Raw genomic sequence first — 18,985 nt, 5'->3', positions numbered from 1 at the left:
GGCTCAGCGCGCGCCCAGCCGCCGGTAGGCGCGCGAGACGAGGCCGAGGAAGGCGGCGTCGCTGCTCAGGTCGACGCCGCCGGGCACGGCCGCCGGTTGGGCGCCGCCGTCGGGCGGCATGCCGCGGGCACGGGCGCGGATGGCCGCGTCCACCGAGGCGGCCTCGGCGAACGCCTCCAGCCGCTGCCCGCGCAGGCCGGACCGCACGCCCTCCTGGCGGGCCGCGTCCGTCACGCGCTGGTCCAGGTACGGCTCCAGCGCGATCCGGCCGTCCCGGATCTCCACGAACCGCCGGTACAGCCGCAGGTCCAGGTCGCGGAAGGTGACCAGCTCGGTCAGGAAGGGCGCCGGGGCCAGCAGCGCGATGTCCGGGCTGGCCCGGTAGAGCGCCCGCCACAGCGGGCGCAGCCGCAGGTGCAGCCGGAAGTCGCGGAACCAGCGCAGCCGCGCGGGCCACCACGACGGCAGGGCCAGGCCGATCAGCACCGCGAGCACGCCGAGCGGCACCAGCAGCATGTCCAGAGGCGCCCGCAGCAGGTCGGGGTAGTCGGCGCCGATCCGCCGGCAGGCGAAGTAGGCCGCCTTGTGCAGGTGGTAGAGCACGGTCAGGGACGCGCCCACGGCGACCAGACGCAGTCCCGCGCTCACCGCCCGGTTCCCCGTCTGGCGGGCCTCACGCAGGGCGAACCAGGTGACGTGGCACAACACCGGCACGAGGTAGCACAGGAAGATGAGCCAGTATTCGAGCACGCCCGGCGTGTCCCCGTAGCGGACGGCGAAGCGCGGGCTGTTGACCGGCGTACGGGCCAGGGCGAAGGTCAGGCACATGCCGAGCAGCACGAGCGCCGGCCAGGCGGCCTCACCCCACGTACGGCGGCGCGGCTCTTCCGGCGGCCCGCCGACCTGCCGCACGAACGTCCCGACCGACCAGGCGAGGGCCAGCATGAACGCGTGGGACACCAGCCTGGCCAGGTTCGGCACGCCGGTCAGCCGCCAGACGACGTCGTAGGCCCAGGGCGTGTTGACCGTCGTCGAGGCGGCGATCGCGGCCAGGATGACGAACACCGCCCGCCCGGCCGGGTCCCGCACCCAGGAGCGCACGGCGGCCAGCCGGTACGCCGTGAGCGCGCAGGCCAGCACCGCGGGGCCGTTGAGCCGCAGCCACTCACCCACGGCCGAGGCCGGACACCCCGCCGTGGATCGCCTCGGCGGTCCCGGTGAGCGCGGTGTCCACGCGCCGGACGTCCGACGCCCGCGGGTGCGACTCCCGGCAGGCCCGCTGCCAGATGAGCGAGGCGAGCAGCTCGGCCTCCTGCTCCTCCTCCGACCCGTAGATCGAACGCCTGAGCACACGGCGGACGAGGGCGGGGTTGAGGCTGGGGAACAACACGTGCCGCTGGGCCTTCGGGTCGACCTCGGGGGAGTGGCCGCAGATCACGTGGCTCAGCTCGTGCAGGATGATGTGGTCCTGGTGCGGCGGCGTCGTGTCGGGCTTGTAGAAGATGAGGTCGGTCGCCTCGGTGGCCAGCCAGGCGCCCAGCATCTCGTCGTCGCCGGGCAGCTCCAGGAGCCGGATGGGACGCCCCCGCTCGGCGGCGACCAGGTCGCAGAGCGTTCTGACGCGATAGGGCCGCGGCATCGGTAATCGGCGGGCGATCTCCGCGCAGCGACGCCGCATGAGCCTGAACTTCTTGCCGGCGGGAGTCATACCTCTCCAGGGCTAACAATTCAGCATCGACATCCGATCACGATCGTGTCGCATCCGCTTCGACCGTGACAACGTCGTGCTTGCTCTGCCCCTTGGCCCGCCGGCCTAACCACCTCCGCGCCCGCCGCCCGTACCTGCCTCCGACCTGGTTCTTTAGCCGTCGGTTCAATGCTCTGGAGCGGCCGGGCGGCCGTTGACACCATCAGGAGGAGGCGGCGGGCGGCCTCGGACGACGCCCGCGAGGTCCGGGCCGCGCGCTTACCGCAGTTCATCGAAACGTCATCCAGGCGCGGGCGGCCGACCGTCAACCGGAGGGCTTGGAGACACCCCGATGCACATCTCTTCCCAGCGGGACGAGCGGATCGCGGCACTGCCGGAACACCTCCGTGACCAGATGCTGCGGAGACTGTCCGGCCGGTCGGCCGCCGACCCGATCCCGCGTACGGACACCACCGGCCCGGTCCCGCTCTCCCCCGCCCAGGAGCGGCTCTGGTTCATGTACGAGCTGGACCCGGACGCCGTGGACTACCTGGTGCCGCTGGCCGTACGGCTGAGGGGCGACCTGGACGTGCCCGCGCTGCGGACCGCGCTCACCCGGGTGGTGGCCCGGCACGAGACCCTGCGCACGACGTTCGGCTCCCTGGACGGGCGCGGCACGCAGCGGGTCATGCCGGCCGCCGAGGTGCCGCTGCCGCTGACGGACCTGTCGGAGCGTCCCGGCGAGCTGGACCGCCTGCTGGAGGAGGAGGCCCGCCGGCCCGTGGACCTGCGGGTGGGGCCGGTGTTCCGGGCCCGGCTGATCCGGCTCGGCGCGCGCGAGCACGTGCTGACCGCCCACGCCCACCACATCGTCACCGACGGCTGGTCCTCGCGGGTGCTGCTCGACGACCTGGCCGCCCTGTACGCCGAGGCCGCCGGCGGCCCGCCCGCCGCCCTGCCGCCGCTGCCGGTGAGCTACGCCGACGTCAGCGCCTGGCAGCGGGAGCGGGCCTCGGGGCCGCAGGCCGGGGAGCAGCTCGCGTACTGGCGGCGCCGGCTGGACCGGCTGGCCCCCATGGACCTGCCGACGGACCGGCCGCGCCCGCCGGTCAGGAGCTCCGCGGGGGCGGCGTGCGCGTTCGAGGTGCCCGCGGACGTCACCGGGCGGCTGCGGGAGATCGGTGAGCGGGCCGGTGCCACGCTCTTCATGACGCTGGTCGCCGCGGTGCACACGCTGCTGGCCCGCTACACCGGCCGTCCGGACGTGGCCGTGGCCACCGTCGTCTCCGGCCGGGACCGGGTCGAGACGGAGAACCTGGTCGGCTTCTTCGTCAACACGCTGGTGCTGCGCGGCGAGGTGGACGAGTCGCGCCCGTTCGAGGAGCTGCTGGGCCGTACGCGCACGACGGTGCTGGACGCGTTCGCCCACGACCGGGTGCCGTTCCAGCGGCTGGTGGAGGCGCTGCGCCCGGAACGCGACCCGAGCCGCCCGCCGCTGACGGAGGTGGCGGTCAACCTGCGCAACCTGCCGCCCGGCACGGCCGCCTTCCCCGGCCTGCGGGTCACCGAGCTGCCGCCGCCCGTGCTGGCCGCGAGCATGGACCTGTCGTTCGACTTCACCGAACGGGACGGCGCCCTGGCCGGGAGCCTGGCCTACAACACGAGCCTGTACGGCCCGGACACCGCCGAGCGCATGACCGCCCACCTGGTGCGCCTGCTCGCCGGGATCGCGGCGGCGCCCGGCCGGCCGCTGGCCGGAGTCCCGCTGCTCGGCCGGACCGAGCACCGGCTGCTGACCTCGTTGTGGCCCGGGACCGGCGCCGGGCCGGAGACGCTGACGGTGACGCGGCTGTTCGCCGAGCAGGCGGCGGCCCGGCCGGACGCCCAGGCCGTGGTGTGCGGCGGCCGCTCGCTCACCTACGGCGAGCTGGACGAGCGCGCCGACCGGCTGGCCCGGCTGCTGGCCGCCAGGGGCGCGGGGCCGGAGCGGTACGTCGCGGTGGCACTGCCCCGGTCGATCGACATGGTCGTGGCGGTGCTGGCGGTGCTCAAGGCGGGGGCCGCGTACCTGCCGGTGGACGTGGGGCAGCCGGCCGGCCGGATCGCGGCCATGGTCGGCGACACCCGTCCGGTGCTGGCGGTGGCCACCCGGGAGAGCGCGTCCGCGCTGCCCGCCGGTCTGCCGTTCGTCGGGCCGGACGACCCGGCGCCCGCCGGACCGTCCGGTGGCCCCCCGGCCGCGCGACCGGAGAACCCCGCGTACGTGATCTACACCTCCGGTTCCACCGGCCGGCCCAAGGCCGTGGTGGTCACGCACGAGGGCGTGCACGACATGGTGCGCGTCCAGCGCGAGCGCATGGACGCCGGGCCGGGCGCGCGGGTGCTCCAGTTCGCCTCGCTCTCCTTCGACGGCGCGTTCTGGGAGCTGGTGCTCGCCCTGCTGTCCGGGGGCACGCTCGTGGTCGCCGCCGACGACGAACGCCCGCCCGGCGCGCCGCTGGCCGGGCTGATCGCCCGCGAGCGGGTCACCCACGTCACGCTGCCGCCCACCGCGCTCGCGACGCTGCCCGAGGACGGCGTCCCGCGCGGCGCGGTCGTGGTGGTGGCGGGCGAGACGTGCCCGCCCGAGCTGGTGCGCGCCTGGTCGCCGGGGCGCCGGGTGTTCAACGGCTACGGGCCCACGGAGACCATGGTCGGCGCCACGCTGAGCGAGCCGCTGACCCCGGCGGACGCCGGCCCGGGGCCGGTCCCCATCGGGCGGCCGTTCCCGAGCATCCGGGCGTACGTGCTGGACGAGCGGCTCAGGCCCGCGCCCATCGGCGTGCCGGGCGAGCTGTACCTGGGCGGCACGCGCCTGGCCAGGGGGTATCTGAACCGGCCCGGCCTGACCGGCGAGCGGTTCGTGGCCGATCCGTACGGGCCGCCGGGCACGCGCATGTACCGCACCGGGGACCGGGCCCGCTGGCTGGCGAACGGCCGGCTGGAGCACGCGGGCCGCACCGACGACCAGGTCAAGCTGCGCGGGTTCCGGATCGAGCCGGGCGAGGTCGAGGCCGCGCTGTCGGAGCAGCCCTGCGTGGTCGCCGCCACCGCCGCGGTCAAGGAGGACGCGAACGGGACCAGGCGGCTGGTGGGCTACGTCGTACCGGCCGAGGGCGGCGCGGACCCCGCGGAGCTGCGCGAGGCCCTGCGGCGGCGGCTGCCCGAGCACATGGTGCCGACGGCGTTCGTGATCCTGGACGCCCTGCCGCTCACGCACAGCGGCAAGGTGGACCGGCGGGCCCTGCCCGCGCCGACCGGCGCCCGCCACAGCGGCGAGGAGTACGCCGAGCCGCGCACCCCGGCCGAACGTGCGCTCGCCGAGGTGTGGGCGCGGGTCCTGGGCGTCGAGCGCGTGGGCGTGCACGACAACTTCTTCGACCTCGGCGGCGACTCCATCCTCGGGCTCCAGGTCGTCGCCGGGGCGCAGGCGGCGGGGCTGGCGCTGACCCCGCGCCTGATGTTCCTCCGCCAGACCGTCGCCGACCTGGCCGCCGAGCTGCCCGACGACCTGCCCGACGACCTGCCCGACGACCGGGCGGCCGGGGACGGCCCGGTGAGCGGCGACGTGCCGCTCACGCCGATCCAGCACTGGTTCCTGGAGAACCTGGCCGGCAGCCTGCCGCGGTTCAACCAGGCGGTCGCGCTGGAACCGCCCGCCGAAGCCGGTGACGACGCCGTCGAGGCGGCGCTGACGGCCCTGGTCGAGCGGCACGACGCGCTGCGCCTGCGGCTGGAGCGGGACGACGCCGGGTGGCGGCAGCACAACGCCGCCGCCGAGCACGGCCGGGTGCTGCGCCGCGTCGACCTGTCCGGCGTGCCCGAGGACGAGCGCGCCGGGTACGCCCACCGCGCGGCCGTGGAGGCGCAGACCTCGTTCGCGCTCGACCGCGGGCCGCTGATCAAGGCCGTGCTGTTCACCGGCGACGGCCCCCGGCGGCTGTTCCTGGCCGCCCACCACCTGGTCGTGGACGGCGTGTCGTGGCGGGTGCTGCTGTCGGACCTGGAGATCGCCTGCCGCCAGGCCGCCGCCGGCGAACCGATCCGGCTGGGCCCGCGTTCCACGTCGTTCCGCGAGTGGGCGCTGCGGCTGGACGACCACGCGGCGTCCGGCGGCTTCGACCACGAGCTGCCCCACTGGCGGCGGGTACGGGAGCTGGCCTCCGAGGTCCCCCCGCTGCCCGTGGACGACGCCGAGGGCGCGAACGTCGCCGGCGACCTGCGGACGGTGACGGCCACGCTGGACGCCGGCCTCACCCGGCGGCTGCTGCGCGAGGTGCCGGAGGTCTACCGGACGCGCGTCGACGAGGTGCTGCTCGGCGCGCTCGGCCGGGTGCTGGCCGGCTGGGCGGGCGGCGCCCGCGTCCTGGTCGAGCTGGAGGGGCACGGCCGCGAGGAGCTGTTCCCCGAGGTGGACCTGTCGCGCACGGTCGGCTGGTTCACCACCGTCTCCCCCCTGGTGCTGGAACTCCCGGACGGCGGCTGGGGCGACCTGCTCCGGTCCGTCAAGGAGCAGGTCAGGGCGGTCCCGCTGCGCGGACTCGGGTACGGCGCGCTGCGCCACCTGTCCCCCGCGGGGGCCGAGCTGCGCGACGACCGGCAGCCCGAGGTCGCCTTCAACTACCTGGGCCGGATGGAGTCGCGCGGCATGCTGCCGACCCCCGAGGGCACCGAGCGCGACCCGCGCCAGGAGCGCGTCCACCTGCTGGAGGTCAACGCGGTGGTGCGCGGGGACCGGCTGGAGATGCGCTGGTCGTACTCGTGCCGGCGGCATCGGGAGGCGACCGTGGCGGCCCTGGCCGAACGGATGACGGCGGCGCTGGCGGAGATCGTCGAGCACTGCGCGGAGCCCGGCGCGGGCGGCTGCACCCCCTCCGACTTCCCGCTCGCCCGGCTCGACCAGGCCGCCGTGGACCGGGTCGCGGGCGACGGCCGCTCGGTCGAGGACGTCTACCCGCTCACGCCGTTGCAGGGCGGCCTGCTCTTCCACTCGCTGGCCGACCCCGCCGCCGACACCTACGCCTCCCACTTCAGTCTCCTGCTCGACGGCGTGGACGACCCGGACCGCCTGGTACGAGCCTGGCAGCAGGTCACCGACGAGATCCCGGCGCTGCGCACGGCGATCGTCTGGCAGGACGTGCCCGAGCCCGTGCAGGTCGTGCGGCGCGGCGTGCGCCTCCCGGTCGAGCTGCACGACTGGCGCGGGCTACCGGAGTCCGCGCGGCGGGCCGAGACCGAACGGCTGTGGGCGCGCCGCGCCGAACGCCGCCTCGACCTGGCCACCGCGCCGCTGGCGCGGCTGGTCGTCGCCCGCCTGACCGACACCCGGGTACGGGTCTTCTGGACCGCGCACCACCTCATGCTTGACGGCTGGAGCGCGGCGCAGGTGCTGACCCAGGTGTTCGAGCGGTACGCGGGCCGTCCGGCCCCCGTGCGCAGGCCGTACCGGGACTACCTGGAATGGCTCGGGCGGCAGGACGTGGCGGCGGCCGAGGGGCACTGGCGGCGGGAGCTGGCCGGGTTCGCCGCGCCGACGCCGATCCCGTACGACCGGCCTCCGGCGCGGGCGCACCGGTCACGCTCCGCCGCCGCCGTACGGGTGAGCCTGCCCGCCGACCGCTCCGCCCGCCTGTACGAGCGGGCCAGGAATGCGCGCCTGACGGTGAACACGCTGCTCCAGGGCGCGTGGGCGATCCTGCTGTCGCGCTACGCCGGAGAGCGCGAGGTATGCTTCGGCGCCACCGTCTCCGGCCGCCCCGCCGGCCTGCGGGAAGCCGGGTCGATCGTGGGGCTGTTCATCAACATGCTGCCCGTCCGGGTCGAGGTGGACGGCGAGGCCGAGGTGTTCGACTGGCTGCGCCGGCTCCAGGACCACCAGGCCGAGTGCCGCCAGTACGACTACCTGTCCCCCGCCCAGGTCCACCGGTGCGGCGAGCTGCCGGGCGGCGTTCCTCTGTTCGACAGCGTGCTGGTGTTCGAGAACTACCCCGAGGGCCGGCGCGACGGGCACGGCGTGCGGGTGCTGGAACACCTCGGCGACGAGCGCAGCAACTACCCGCTCATGATCACCGTGCACGCGGGCGACGAACTGACCATCGCCGCCGACTACGACCCGGCGCTGCTCGACGAGGCCACCGCGGCCCGGCTGCTGGGCCACCTGGAGACCCTGCTCGACGCCCTCGCCGACGGCACCGCCCGGCGGACGGCGGACCTGCCCGTGCTCACCGCCGCCGAACGCGCGCAGCTCGCCGCCTGGAACGACACCGCGGCGCGCTTCCCCGCCGCCCGCCCGGTGCACGAGCTGTTCGCCGAGCAGGCCGCGCGCACGCCCGGCGACACCGCCGTGAGCTGCGGCCCCGACAGCCTGACCTTCGCCGAGCTGGACGGGCGGGCCGACCGGCTGGCGCACCTGCTGATCGAGCGCGGCGCGCGGCCGGGCACGCTGGTCGGCGTCTGCGTCGAACGCGGCGTGGACGCCGTCGCCGCGCTGCTCGGCGTGCTCAAGTCGGGGGCGGCGTTCGTGCCGCTCGACCCGGACTACCCGCGCGCCCTGCTGGAATCCATGCTGGCCGACTGCGCCGCCCCGCTCGTGGTCACCCGTACGGCGCTGCTCGACCGGCTGGGCGGGACGGAGGCCGTCCTGCTGGACGATCCCGCCCTCGATCCGGCCCGCGCCCCCGCCCGGCCGCCGCGCGTGGACGTCGGGCCGGACGACCTGGCGTACGTGATCTACACCTCGGGCTCGACGGGACGGCCGAAGGGCGTGATGGTCGAGCACCGCAACGTCCACCACATGACCCACGCCTGGGACGCCCGCTACGGCCTGGCCGGGACCCGGCCGCGCTGCCTGGCGGTCTCCAGCCAGTCGGTCGACCTGTTCTTCGGCGACTTCCTGCTGTCGGCGATGTTCGGCGGCGAGATGGTGATCTGCCCGGCCGACCACGTCGGCGACCCCCGTGCCATGGCCGACCTGCTGGTGAGCAGCGGCGCGCACCTCATGGTGACCGTGCCGTCGCTGGCGGCGGCGGTGACCGAGGAGCTGGCGCGCTCGGGCCGGCGGCCGGAGGCGCTGCGGGTGCTGATGGTCGGTTCGGAGGGCTGGCCGGTGGCCGAGGCCGAACGGGTGCTCGCCCGCCTCGGGCCCGGGACGATCGCGGTCAACGCCTACGGCGCGACGGAGACCACCGTGGACTCGACGGTGTTCCAGCTCGGCGCGGCGCCCATGGGGCAGGGGGCGTACGCGCCGATCGGGCGGCCGTTCGCCAACACCCGCGTGCACGTGCTCGACGCCGGGCTGCGTCCGGTGCCCGTGGGCGTGACCGGCGAGATCTGCGTCGCGGGCGACGGGGTCGCGCGCGGTTACTGGGGGCGTCCCGAGCTGACCGCGAGCCGGTTCCTGCGCGACGCCTCCGGGGAGCGCGTTTACCGTACCGGCGACCTGGGCCGCCGCCGGGCCGACGGCGAGCTGGAGATCGTCGGGCGCGCCGACGACCAGATCAAGGTCCGCGGGTTCCGCGTGGAGCTGGGCGAGGTGGAGGCCGCGCTGGCCCGCCATCCCGGGGTGGCCGCCGCCGCGGCGGCCGGGCACCGCGACGAGGCCGGGCGGACGCGGCTGGTCGGCTACGTCGTGCCGGCCGGCGAGGACGTCCCGGGTCCGGCCGAGCTGCGCGCGTTCATGGCCGCGCACGTGCCCGCGCAGGCGGTGCCGTCGGCGTTCGCCCGGCTGGACGCCCTGCCGCTGACCGCGGGCGGCACCCTCGACCGGCGGGCGCTGCCCGTGCCCGACGGGCCGCTCGACGCGGCCGTGCCCCGGGTCGCCCCGCGCGACGCCACCGAATCGCTGCTGGCCGGGATCTGGGCCGAGGTGCTGGGGCTGGACGTGGCGGACGTGGGCGTCGAGGACGACTTCTTCGACCTCGGCGGCGACTCCGTCCTCAGCATCCGGGTGATCTCGCGGGTGCGTGCGGCGCTCGGCGCGGCGCCCTCGCCGCGCCAGCTCTTCGACACCCCGACCATCGCCGCCTTCGCCGGCACGCTCACCGCCGCGCCCGTGCCCGACGCCGTCGAGCGGGTCGCGGGCGACGAGGGCCTGCCGCTGTCCTTCGCCCAGCAGCGGTTGTGGTTCCTCAGCGAGTTCGAGCCCGGCGGCTCGGAGTACAACACCGTGTACGGGCTGCGCCTGTCCGGCGAGCTGGACGTGGCGGCGCTGCGTACCGCGCTCGACCGGCTGGTGGAGCGGCACGAGTCGCTGCGCACGGTCTACGGCGACGTGGACGGCCGCGGCACGCAGACGATCCTGCCTCCCGGCCCGGTGCCCCTGCCGGTGACCGACGTGTCCGGCGACGACGATCCCGAACGGGCGATGCGGGAGGCCGTGGAGCGGGCCGCGTCCCGGCCGTTCGACCTGCGGCGCGGGCCCGTGCTGCGGGCCACGCTGGTGCGGCTGGGCGCCGCCGAGCACGCGCTCGCGCTGGTCATGCACCACATCGCGACCGACGGCTGGTCGATGGGCGTGCTCGGCGCCGAACTGGGCGCCTGCTACGCCGCCGCGCTCCGGGGCGAGCGGGCCGAGCTGCCGCCGCTCCCGCTGCGGTACGCCGACTTCGCCTCCTGGCAGCGCCGGCACCCGTCCGACCCCGCCTACTGGGAACGCCGGCTGGCCGGCCTCACGCCGCTCGCGCTGCCGGTCGACCGGCCCCGCCCGCCGGTACGGGTGGCCGACGGCGCGATGCGCCTGCTCGACGTCGCGCCAGGGACGCTGGACCGGCTCAAGGCGCTGGCCCGCGGGCACGACGCCACGCTGTTCATGGTCCTGACCGCCGTGACGCAGCTCCTGCTGTCCCGGATCTGCGGACAGCGGGACGTCGCCGTCGGCACGGCGACCTCCGGACGCGGCCGGGCCGAGCTGGAGGGGCTGGTCGGGTTCTTCGTCAACACCGTCGTGCTCAGGTCCACGGTCGACGGCTCGTCGTCGTTCGCCGCCTTCCTGGCCGAGGTGCGTTCGACCGTGCTGGAGGCGTTCGAGCACGAGGACGTGCCGTTCGAGCGGCTGGTCGAGCTGCTTCGTCCGGAGCGGGACCCGAGCAGGAACCCGCTGGTGGACGTCATGGTGGTGCTGGACAACACGCCGTCGGCCGACCCGGACCTGCCGGGCCTGCGCGCCGCGCCGCTGCCGGCCGTCTCCGGCCAGGTCAGCCACGACCTGACGGTCGACTTCCACGAGCACGGCGGCCGGCTGACGGCGGCCATCGGCTACAGCACCGCGCTGTTCGACCATTCCACCGCCGAACGGCTGGCCGGCCACCTGACGACCCTGCTCGACGCCGTCGCGGCCGACCCCGGCGCCCTCCTGGCCGACCTGCCGATCATGACGGACGCCGAACGGGAGCAGGTCCTGACCGGCTGGAACGGCACGCGCGCCCCGGCGTCATCCGCGCTGTTCACCGACCTGTTCGCCGAACGGGCCCGCGCCGACGCGGCGCTGCCCGCGCTGTCCTTCCGCGACCGCACGCTCACCTTCGCCGAGCTGGACGCCCGCGCCGACCGCCTGGCACGGCTGCTCCGGGCGCGCGGGGCCCGTCCCGAGACGCTGGTGGGACTGGCCTGCTCGCGCAGCGACCGGACCGTCGTGGCCCTGCTGGCGGTGCTCAAGGCCGGGGCCGCCTTCCTCCCGCTGGATCCCGACCTGCCGGACGAACGGCTGTCGTTCATGCTGGACGACGCCGCGCCGGTGATCGTCCTGACCGACCGGGAGGCGGCGTTCGGCCCGCCCGTGCCCGGCGAGCTGATCATGCTGGACGATCCCGCGCTGCTCGACGGGCAGCCGGACGGCCCGCCGGACTGGCCCGCGCCGCTCCCCGGGCACCCGGCGTACGTGATCTACACCTCCGGCTCGACCGGCCGGCCCAAGGGCGTGGTGCTCGAACACCGCGGGCTGGCCAACCTGTTCCTCGACCACCGGGCCGGCCTCATCCGGCCCGAGGCGGGCGGCGGGCGGCTCAGGGCGGGGCTCACCGCGGCGTTCAGCTTCGACACCTCGCTGGAGGGCGTGCTGTGGCTGGCCGACGGCCACGAGCTGCACGTGATCGACGACCTCACGCGGCGCGACCCGGAGGCGCTGCTGTCCTACATCGACCGGCACCGGATCGACGTGCTGGACCTGACGCCGTCCTACGCCGAGCAGCTCGTGCCGCTCGGCCTGCTCACCGGGGAACGGCACCGGCCGGCGGTGGTCATGCTGGGCGGCGAGGCGGTGGGCGAGGCGCTCTGGCACGACCTGCGCACGGCTCCGGACACCGCCGGCTACAACTACTACGGGCCGACCGAGTGCACCGTGGACACCCTGTACTGCCGCCTGTCCGACAGCGAACGGCCCATCGTGGGCAGGCCGATGCGCAACACCCGGGCGTACGTTCTGGACGGGACGCTGCGGCCGGTCCCCGTGGGCGTGGCCGGGGAGCTGTACCTCGCCGGTGACCAGCTAGGCCGCGGTTATCTCGGCCGGCCCGCGCTCACCGCCGAACGGTTCGTCGCCGGGCCGTTCGAGGAAGCGGGCGGGCGCATGTACCGCACCGGGGATCTGGCGCGGTGGCGTCCCGACGGCACGCTGGAGTACCTCGGCCGGACCGACGACCAGGTGAAGGTGCGCGGGTTCCGGATCGAGCCCGGCGAGATCGAGGCGGTGCTCGGCGAGCACCCGCGGGTGGCGCGGGCGACCGTCGTGGTGCTCGGGGACGGACAGGGCGTGCCGCGGATCGCCGCGTACGTCGTGCCGGCGGCCGGGGCCGCGCCGGAGACCGCCGCGCTGCGCGAGTTCGCCCGCGGCCGGCTGCCCGGCTACATGGTGCCGCACTTCTTCGTGACGCTGGACGAGCTGCCGCTGACCAGCAGCGGCAAGGTGGACCGGCGCGCCCTGCCGCACCCGTCCGCCACGGACGTCGGCACGGCGGCGGACGAGCGGATCGCGCCGCGCGACGGCGTGGAGTCGGCGCTGGTGGAGGTGTGGGCGGAGGTCCTGGGCGTCGAGCCCGGGGCGTTCGGGGTCGAGGACAACTTCTTCGACCTGGGCGGCGACTCCATCCTCAGCATGCAGATGGTCGCCAGGGCCCGGCGCGCCGGGATCGGCGTCACCACCAAGGACCTCTTCCTGCACCAGACGATCGCCGAGCTGGCCCCGGTGGCTCGCGCCGCCCCGGCCTCCACGGGCGCCGGGGCCGGCGACGCTCTCGGGGCGGGCGAGGTCACCGGCGGGCCGGTGCCGTTGACGCCGGTGCAGCGGGCCTTCCTGGCCGGTCACCGGGTCGCCCCGCACCACTACAACCAGTCCATGCTGGCCGAGCTGACCGGCCCGGTGGACGAGGAGGCCCTGCGGGCCGCGCTCGCCGCGCTGGCGCGGCGGCACGACGCGCTGCGGTCCCGCTTCGAACGGGACGGCGGCCAATGGCGGCAGCACATCGCCCCCGCCGACGACGCGCGGCTGCCGCTGGCCCGGCACGACCTGACGCACCTGGACACGGACACCGACCTGCGAGGGGCCATGGATGAACGGGCCGCCGCCGCGGACGCCGGGTTCGACCTCGCCCGTGGCCCCCTGTGCCGGGCCCTGCTGTTCGACACCGGCCCCGGCCGCCGGCCGTGGTTGTACCTCACCGCCCACCACCTGGTCGTGGACGCCGTCTCCTGGCGCGTCCTGACCGAGGACCTGGAGAGCGCGTACCGGCAGGCGGCCGACGGCGAGCCGATCGACCTCGGCCCCGCCTCTTCGCCGTTCGGCACGTGGGCGACCAGGCTGGCCGGGTACGCCGCGGGCGACGGACCTGGCCGGGAGGCCGCGTACTGGACCGGGCTGCCGGATCCGCCGCCGCTGCCCGTGGACCACGACGGCGACAACCTGGTCGGCTCGGTCGCCGTCGTGCCCGGCGCGCTGTCGGAGGAGGAGACCCGCGCGCTGGTCCGCGCCGCCCCCGCCACCTTCCGCGTACGGCTCCACGAGCTGCTGGTCGCCGCCCTGGCCTGGACCCTCAGCCGGTGGAGCGGCGACGAGCGGGTGGTGATCGACATGGAGGGCCACGGCCGCGAGCACCTGTTCGACGACCTCGACCTGAGCAGGACCGTCGGCTGGTTCACCACGGAGTACCCGGCGGCCCTCACGCTGCCCGGCGGCGACGACTGGGTGAAGATCGTCCGGTCGGTGCGCGAGCAGCTTCGCGCGATCCCCGGCAACGGGCTCGGCTACGGCCTGCTGCGCCATCTCGGCCCGCCCGGATCGGCCGGGGCGGAGCTGGCGTCGCGGCCCGTCCCGCAGGTGGCCTTCAACTACCACGGGCAGGCGGACGCGCCCGGCGGCTCCGGCTGCGGCCTGCTGCACGCCTTCCACGACCCGATCGGCCGCGAGCAGAGCCCGCTGGAGCGGGCCGACCACCTGCTGGAGGTCGTGGGCGCGATCCGGGACGGCCGGTTGTCCTTCGACTGGTACCACTCGCGGAACGTGCACGACCGGGCCACGGTGGACCGGCTCATGGCGGACTTCCTGGCCTGCCTGCGCTCGCTGGCCCGCCACCCGGGCCCCCGCCACGCCACCGGCTCCCGCTCCGGCTTCGCCCCCGGCCCCGGCTCCGGCTCCGGCTCCGGTGGGGTGGGCTGACATGGACCACCTCGACCTGCCGGGCCTGCTGGCCGAGCTGGCGCGCGGGCACCGCGTCCCCGGCGCCCAGCTCGCCGTCCACCGCGACGGCCGGACGACGACCGCCGAGTACGGCGTGCAGACCCCCGGCGGCCCGCCGGTGACGGCCGGCACCGCGTTCCCGCTCGGGTCGCTGACCAAGCCGTTCACCGCGACGCTGGCCGCCATGCTGGCCGACGACGGCGACGTGGGCTTCGGCACGCCGCTCGCCGGACCGCTGCCCGAGCTGGGCCCGTACGCCGCGGACCTCACCCTGGGCCGGCTGCTCAGCCACACCGCCGGCCTGGCGGCCAACGCCGAGGACGCCGACCGTGCGCCCAGCAGGCGGGCGTGGGCCGAAGGACACTGCGGGCCCGCCTGGCCCGGCATCGTCCCCGCGTTCTCCTACTCCAACGCCGGGTACGTCCTGGCCGGGCACCTGATCGAGTCCGTCACCGGGATGACCTGGTGGGAGGCGGTCGAGGACCTGCTGCTGGCCCCGCTGGAGATCACGCCCGCGTACGTGGCGGGCCCGCCGACGGCCCGCCGGGCGGCGACCGGCCACACCGTGCACCCGTCCCGGGACGTGGTGGTGGCGGTGGCCGAGGAGGAGTCGCCCGTCGAGGCCCCGGACGGCGCGCTGGCGCTCAGCGCCGCCGACCTGGTCGCCTTCGCCCGCCTGCACCTGGGCGACCCGTCCCTGCCCGCCCTGCTCGGCGCGGACACGCTGCTGCGGATGCGCGTGGACCGGCTGGCCGGCGCCGCGATCGGCCCGTACGGCATGGCGGACGGGTGGGGTCTCGGCTGGGCGATCCACCGCCGCGACGGCGCCGAGTGGTTCGGCCACGACGGCACGGGCGAGGGCACCTCGTGCCACCTGCGCGCCGATCCCGTCAGCGGCACGGTCGTCGCGCTGACCACGAACGCGAACACCGGCCTGGCCGTGTGGCGCGACCTGGTGGACCGGCTGGCGGCGGCGGGCGTCGAGGTGGGCGACCACCGCCCGCTGGCCGCTCCCGGGCCGCCCGTGCCGGGTCCGCCGGGCTGCGCGGGAGCGTACGCGAACGGCGCGGCCAGGTTCGAGGTGGCCGAGGACGGCGGGGGCCGCCTGAGCCTGCGGTCCACGGGCGCGATCACGTGTTTCCCCGGCCTGGTGTTCGCCGTCGGCGAGCCGCCGCCCCACGGCCGCACCGCGCACGCCGGCCGGTTCATCCCCGATGTCCTCAGCGCCGATGTCCTCGGCGACGCCGGCCGGATCGGCCTGATCCAAGTGACCGGACGACTGGCCCGCCGCCTGCCGCCGGAGTCCTGAACGGGAGGAACACGTCGACCATGAAGGATTCCGCCGTCGAACCCGCGCCTGCGCCACTGTCGCGCAACAGGAGCTACGCCACGCTATGGAGCGGCCAGTTCCTCTCCGAGCTGGGCAACGAGATCAACTTCATCGCGATCCCCCTGCTGATCCTGGCCATGTCCGGCTCCGCCCTGGAGGCCGGGCTGGCCTCGTCGGTGGTGGCGGCCGGTCACATGATCGCCAACCTGCCGGCCGGGGTGATCGCCGACCGCTGGGACCGCAGGCGCACCCTGCTGATCTGCCAGACAGGGCGGGCGCTGGCCATGGCCTCCGTCGCCGCCGCCGTGTGGCTGGACGTCTACTCCTTCCCGCACATCCTGCTGGTGGCATTGCTCGACGGCCTGCTCGGGGCCGCGTTCGAGCCCGCCGAGCAGGCCGCGCTGCCGCAGGTGGTGCCCGCCTCGCAGCTCTCGCGGGCGGTGGCGGCCAACACCGCGCGGCCGTTCATCGCGACCCTGGTGGGACCGGCGCTGGCCGGTTTCCTGTTCGCCCTGCAGCGGGCGATCCCGTTCGTGGTGGACGCCGTCATGCTCGCGTTCTCCTCCGTCGCGCTGCTCTTCCTGCGGCTGCCCGCGCGTCCGGATCCGGCCGGGGAGGAGCGGGGGCCGGGCGGTGACCTCGTGGCCGGGTTGCGGTGGGTGCTGGGCCGGCGGGTCATCAGGACGACGCTGCTGTGGATGCTGCTGTCCAACCTGGTCTTCACCGCCCTGATCATCATCGTGCTGGCGACGTCCCACGAGGACCAGGTGGGCGCCGGGGTGATCGGGCTGAGCATGGCCTGCATGGGGGCGGGCGGGCTGCTCGGCGCCGCGCTGGCCGACCGGCTGCACGCCGCGCTGCCCGCGCCGGTGGTGATCGTGGGCTTCTCCTGGGTCACCGCCGCGCTGACGGCCCTGATGGCGGTCGTGCCGAGCGGCCTGCCGCTCGGGCTGCTGCTCGGCTGCGCCGCCTTCTTCGTCCCCCTGGCCAACACCACGATCCTGACGTACCAGATCACCGTCACCCCGGACGCGCTGCGCGGGCGGCTGACGGGCGTCACGGGGCTGTGCGGCGGCGGCGCGGCGGCGCTCGGGCCGCTGCTCGGCGGAGCGCTGGTCACGGCGGGGACCGGCGGCATCCTGGCCTGCGCCGCCGCGCTCGCCCTCGTGGCGACCGCGACCACGCTCAGCCCGACCCTCCGCCGCTTCCCCACCGCCCGCCACTGACCCACCCTCACGACGGCTCGCATTTGTGGCCGTGCGTGGGCATGAGCCGGTAGTCCTGGGCTCCGACCTCTCCGACCGGACGCCGGCGGGGGCGGGAGCCTCCGGCTCACACGACGGAAGCCTGGACCGGGCCCGCGAACTCCCTGCCGGGACCCATCCCTTCGGCGCAGCTGGGTTGAGGTGTGAGGGTAAGGGCCAGTTCGGCGAAGGCGGTGGCCGTCGGGAGCGGGCTCGCGGGCAAGGCGAGCAGGATGGTGCGCTCGGCAGCCGGGTCCAGCGGGATCGCGTGCACGCCCGGGCGATGGGCGGGCAGCGCCAGTTCAGGGACGATGCTCACCCCGAGCCCCTCGGCGACCATGGCGAGGATGCTGCTGGTGTCGCGCACCCGGTAATGGCACTTCAGGCTCGCCCCCGCCGCCCGCGCGAGTGTCGTGATCAGAGGCTCACAGCCGCCCGTGGACATGATGAACGGATGCCGGGACAGTTCGGCCACCGGTATCGAGTCGCGGACGCCCAGTTCGTGACCGCTGGGCAGGACGGCCAGCATGCGGTCGGTGGCGAGCGGTCGCGCCGTCAACCCTGCGGGGAGCGAGGCCGGGGTGGCCTGTGCGCGCGCCACCCCGGCGGACACGGTTGCGATGTCCGCCGCTCCCGTTTCGAGCCACTCCAGCACCTCGTCGTCCGAGCCCTCCATCACCGTGAGCCGCACCTGCGGGTAGGACGCCCCGAACCGCCGCAGGATCGGCGGCAGCAGCCGGACGTTGGCGCTGGGGATGACACCGACGCGTAGGCTGCCACGCTCATGCTCCTGGGCTGCGGCCACCTCCTGCTCCAACGCTTCCACCTGGGTGAGGATGAGCGTGGCGCGGCGGCACACGGCACGTCCGGCCGCCGTCAGGCTCACCCCGTGGTTGCCCCGCACCAGCAGCGCGATCCCGAGCTCGCTCTCCAGCGCGCGCAGCGCATGGCTGACGGCAGACTGCGTGGTGGACAGTTCCTCGGCGGCCCGGGTCATGTTGCCGGTCCGTGCGACCGCCTGCAGGATCCTCAGTTGGGTGAAGGTCATAGCGCCGCGCGCAGCAGGCCGACGACCAGCGGGTGCGGGGCCTCGGGACGCGAGCGGGCCTGCGGCACGAACAGTGTGGCCACGTAGTAGGGGTGGCCGGGAATCTCCAGCACCCGGGCCTCGCCGTCACCGTCCACTCCTGTGACGGAGAAGCCACCGTCGTGCAGGGTCTTCTGCCGGCTGGGGTCGAGACCGAAGTTGCAGTAATACTCCTCTTCGACCTCGGTCCGTCCGTACAGCGCGGCCACCCGGGTATCGGGGATCAGGGTGACGGGCATGGTCTTGCCGGCCAGCGAGCAGGCCAGTTCCGTCACGAAGAGGGTGGAGGCGTACGGGTCGTACTCCGCGTGCTCCGCGTCCTCGTAGCCGAGCACGTGGCGGGCGTACTCGATGATCATGTGCTGGCAGCCGCCGCACGTACCCAGGGTGGGGAGGCTGTGCTCGCGGCCGTGACGAAGGGCGGCCAGTGCGCCGCGCAGGCTGCGGTACGGGCTGCCTGGCGCGCACCACAACACGTCGGCGGCCTTGACCTCGGCCAGGTCGGATTCGAGCGGTTCGGTGGCCAGCCAGCGGACGTCCACCCCGATGCCAAGGTGCGCGGCGGCATGCCGCAGCGCGTCGTCGGTAGCCACGTGCGGGGGAAAAGCCGGATCGCGGTCGCCGATGACCGCGACGCGCAGGGGTCGGTCCATGGCCTCACTATGCGGCGTTCCGGTCTGAGCGCCAATACCGGACCATGCGTGCGCCATGAGCAATCGCTCATGTCCATCTCGGCGCCGGCGCTCTCGAACGCGATCCGCGTCGGCCATGCCCGCGTCTCCGCCCGGGGTCAGAGCCACACCGCGCCGCTGGAACTCCGGAAGTGAGCACACCCCTCGACGTGCCGCAGCCGGCATCAGTGCCATGACCGACGACCGGCGCTCCTGCCCGCCCTGTGGGCGAGGTGGAAAGCCCCGCGACGAGCGCGTCATCG

General features: G+C 75.2%; 7 protein-coding genes. 3 read left to right on the top strand and 4 right to left on the bottom strand.

The annotated features are described in order from the left end of the window. Positions 1-3: 3 nt before the first annotated feature. Both ACWCSU_RS35480 and ACWCSU_RS35475 read right to left on the bottom strand, forming a co-directional pair. Positions 4-1,173, bottom strand: a complete 1,170-nt coding sequence (locus ACWCSU_RS35480; protein WP_449940914.1) for an MAB_1171c family putative transporter — start codon at positions 1,171-1,173, stop codon at positions 4-6. Continuing rightward, entirely contained in the window at positions 1,166-1,708 is a 543-nt protein-coding gene (locus tag ACWCSU_RS35475; protein ID WP_449940912.1) for an ImmA/IrrE family metallo-endopeptidase, read from the bottom strand. The genes ACWCSU_RS35480 and ACWCSU_RS35475 overlap by 8 nt, the downstream gene beginning before the upstream one ends. A gap of 331 nt (positions 1,709-2,039) precedes the next feature. On the opposite strand from ACWCSU_RS35475, the gene ACWCSU_RS35470 reads away from it, so the two are divergent. From ACWCSU_RS35470 to ACWCSU_RS35460, 3 genes are read left to right on the top strand one after another with little or no spacing between them, the layout of a single operon-like run. Further along, positions 2,040-14,369 (top strand): amino acid adenylation domain-containing protein, encoded by a 12,330-nt coding sequence (locus tag ACWCSU_RS35470; protein WP_449940909.1) that lies wholly within the window; start codon positions 2,040-2,042, stop codon positions 14,367-14,369. 1 nt (position 14,370) lies between these two features. Continuing rightward, positions 14,371-15,699: a serine hydrolase domain-containing protein gene (locus tag ACWCSU_RS35465; RefSeq protein WP_449940907.1), complete on the top strand. Its 1,329-nt coding sequence runs from the start codon at positions 14,371-14,373 to the stop codon at positions 15,697-15,699. Positions 15,700-15,719: 20 nt separating this feature from the next. Next, entirely contained in the window at positions 15,720-16,946 is a 1,227-nt protein-coding gene (locus tag ACWCSU_RS35460) for an MFS transporter (RefSeq protein WP_364094872.1), read from the top strand. A gap of 106 nt (positions 16,947-17,052) precedes the next feature. Here ACWCSU_RS35460 and ACWCSU_RS35455 read toward each other — a convergent pair whose 3' ends face one another. Continuing rightward, a complete protein-coding gene (locus ACWCSU_RS35455; RefSeq protein WP_449940904.1) occupies positions 17,053-18,012 on the bottom strand; it encodes a LysR family transcriptional regulator in 960 nt (319 codons plus the stop codon). Beyond that, the gene (locus ACWCSU_RS35450) at positions 18,009-18,704 is read right to left on the bottom strand and encodes a CTP synthase C-terminal region-related (seleno)protein (RefSeq protein ID WP_449940901.1); all 696 of its coding nucleotides are present in this window, start codon (positions 18,702-18,704) and stop codon (positions 18,009-18,011) included. Before ACWCSU_RS35450 ends, ACWCSU_RS35455 begins: the two co-directional genes overlap by 4 nt. Positions 18,705-18,985 lie beyond the last annotated feature (281 nt).

It is taken from the genome of Nonomuraea sp. NPDC001699 (genome assembly GCF_053596455.1).
This window is presented reverse-complemented; position numbering and strand designations above follow the sequence as displayed.

Bases quoted from the DNA above. Each gene is read 5' to 3' on its own strand.
- ACWCSU_RS35475 (WP_449940912.1), bottom strand. From the start codon at position 1,708: ATGACTCCCGCCGGCAAGAAGTTCAGGCTCATGCGGCGTCGCTGCGCG.
- ACWCSU_RS35470 (WP_449940909.1), top strand. From the start codon at position 2,040: ATGCACATCTCTTCCCAGCGGGACGAGCGGATCGCGGCACTGCCGGAA.
- ACWCSU_RS35465 (WP_449940907.1), top strand. From the start codon at position 14,371: ATGGACCACCTCGACCTGCCGGGCCTGCTGGCCGAGCTGGCGCGCGGG.
- ACWCSU_RS35460 (WP_364094872.1), top strand. From the start codon at position 15,720: ATGAAGGATTCCGCCGTCGAACCCGCGCCTGCGCCACTGTCGCGCAAC.
- ACWCSU_RS35455 (WP_449940904.1), bottom strand. From the start codon at position 18,012: ATGACCTTCACCCAACTGAGGATCCTGCAGGCGGTCGCACGGACCGGC.
- ACWCSU_RS35450 (WP_449940901.1), bottom strand. From the start codon at position 18,704: ATGGACCGACCCCTGCGCGTCGCGGTCATCGGCGACCGCGATCCGGCT.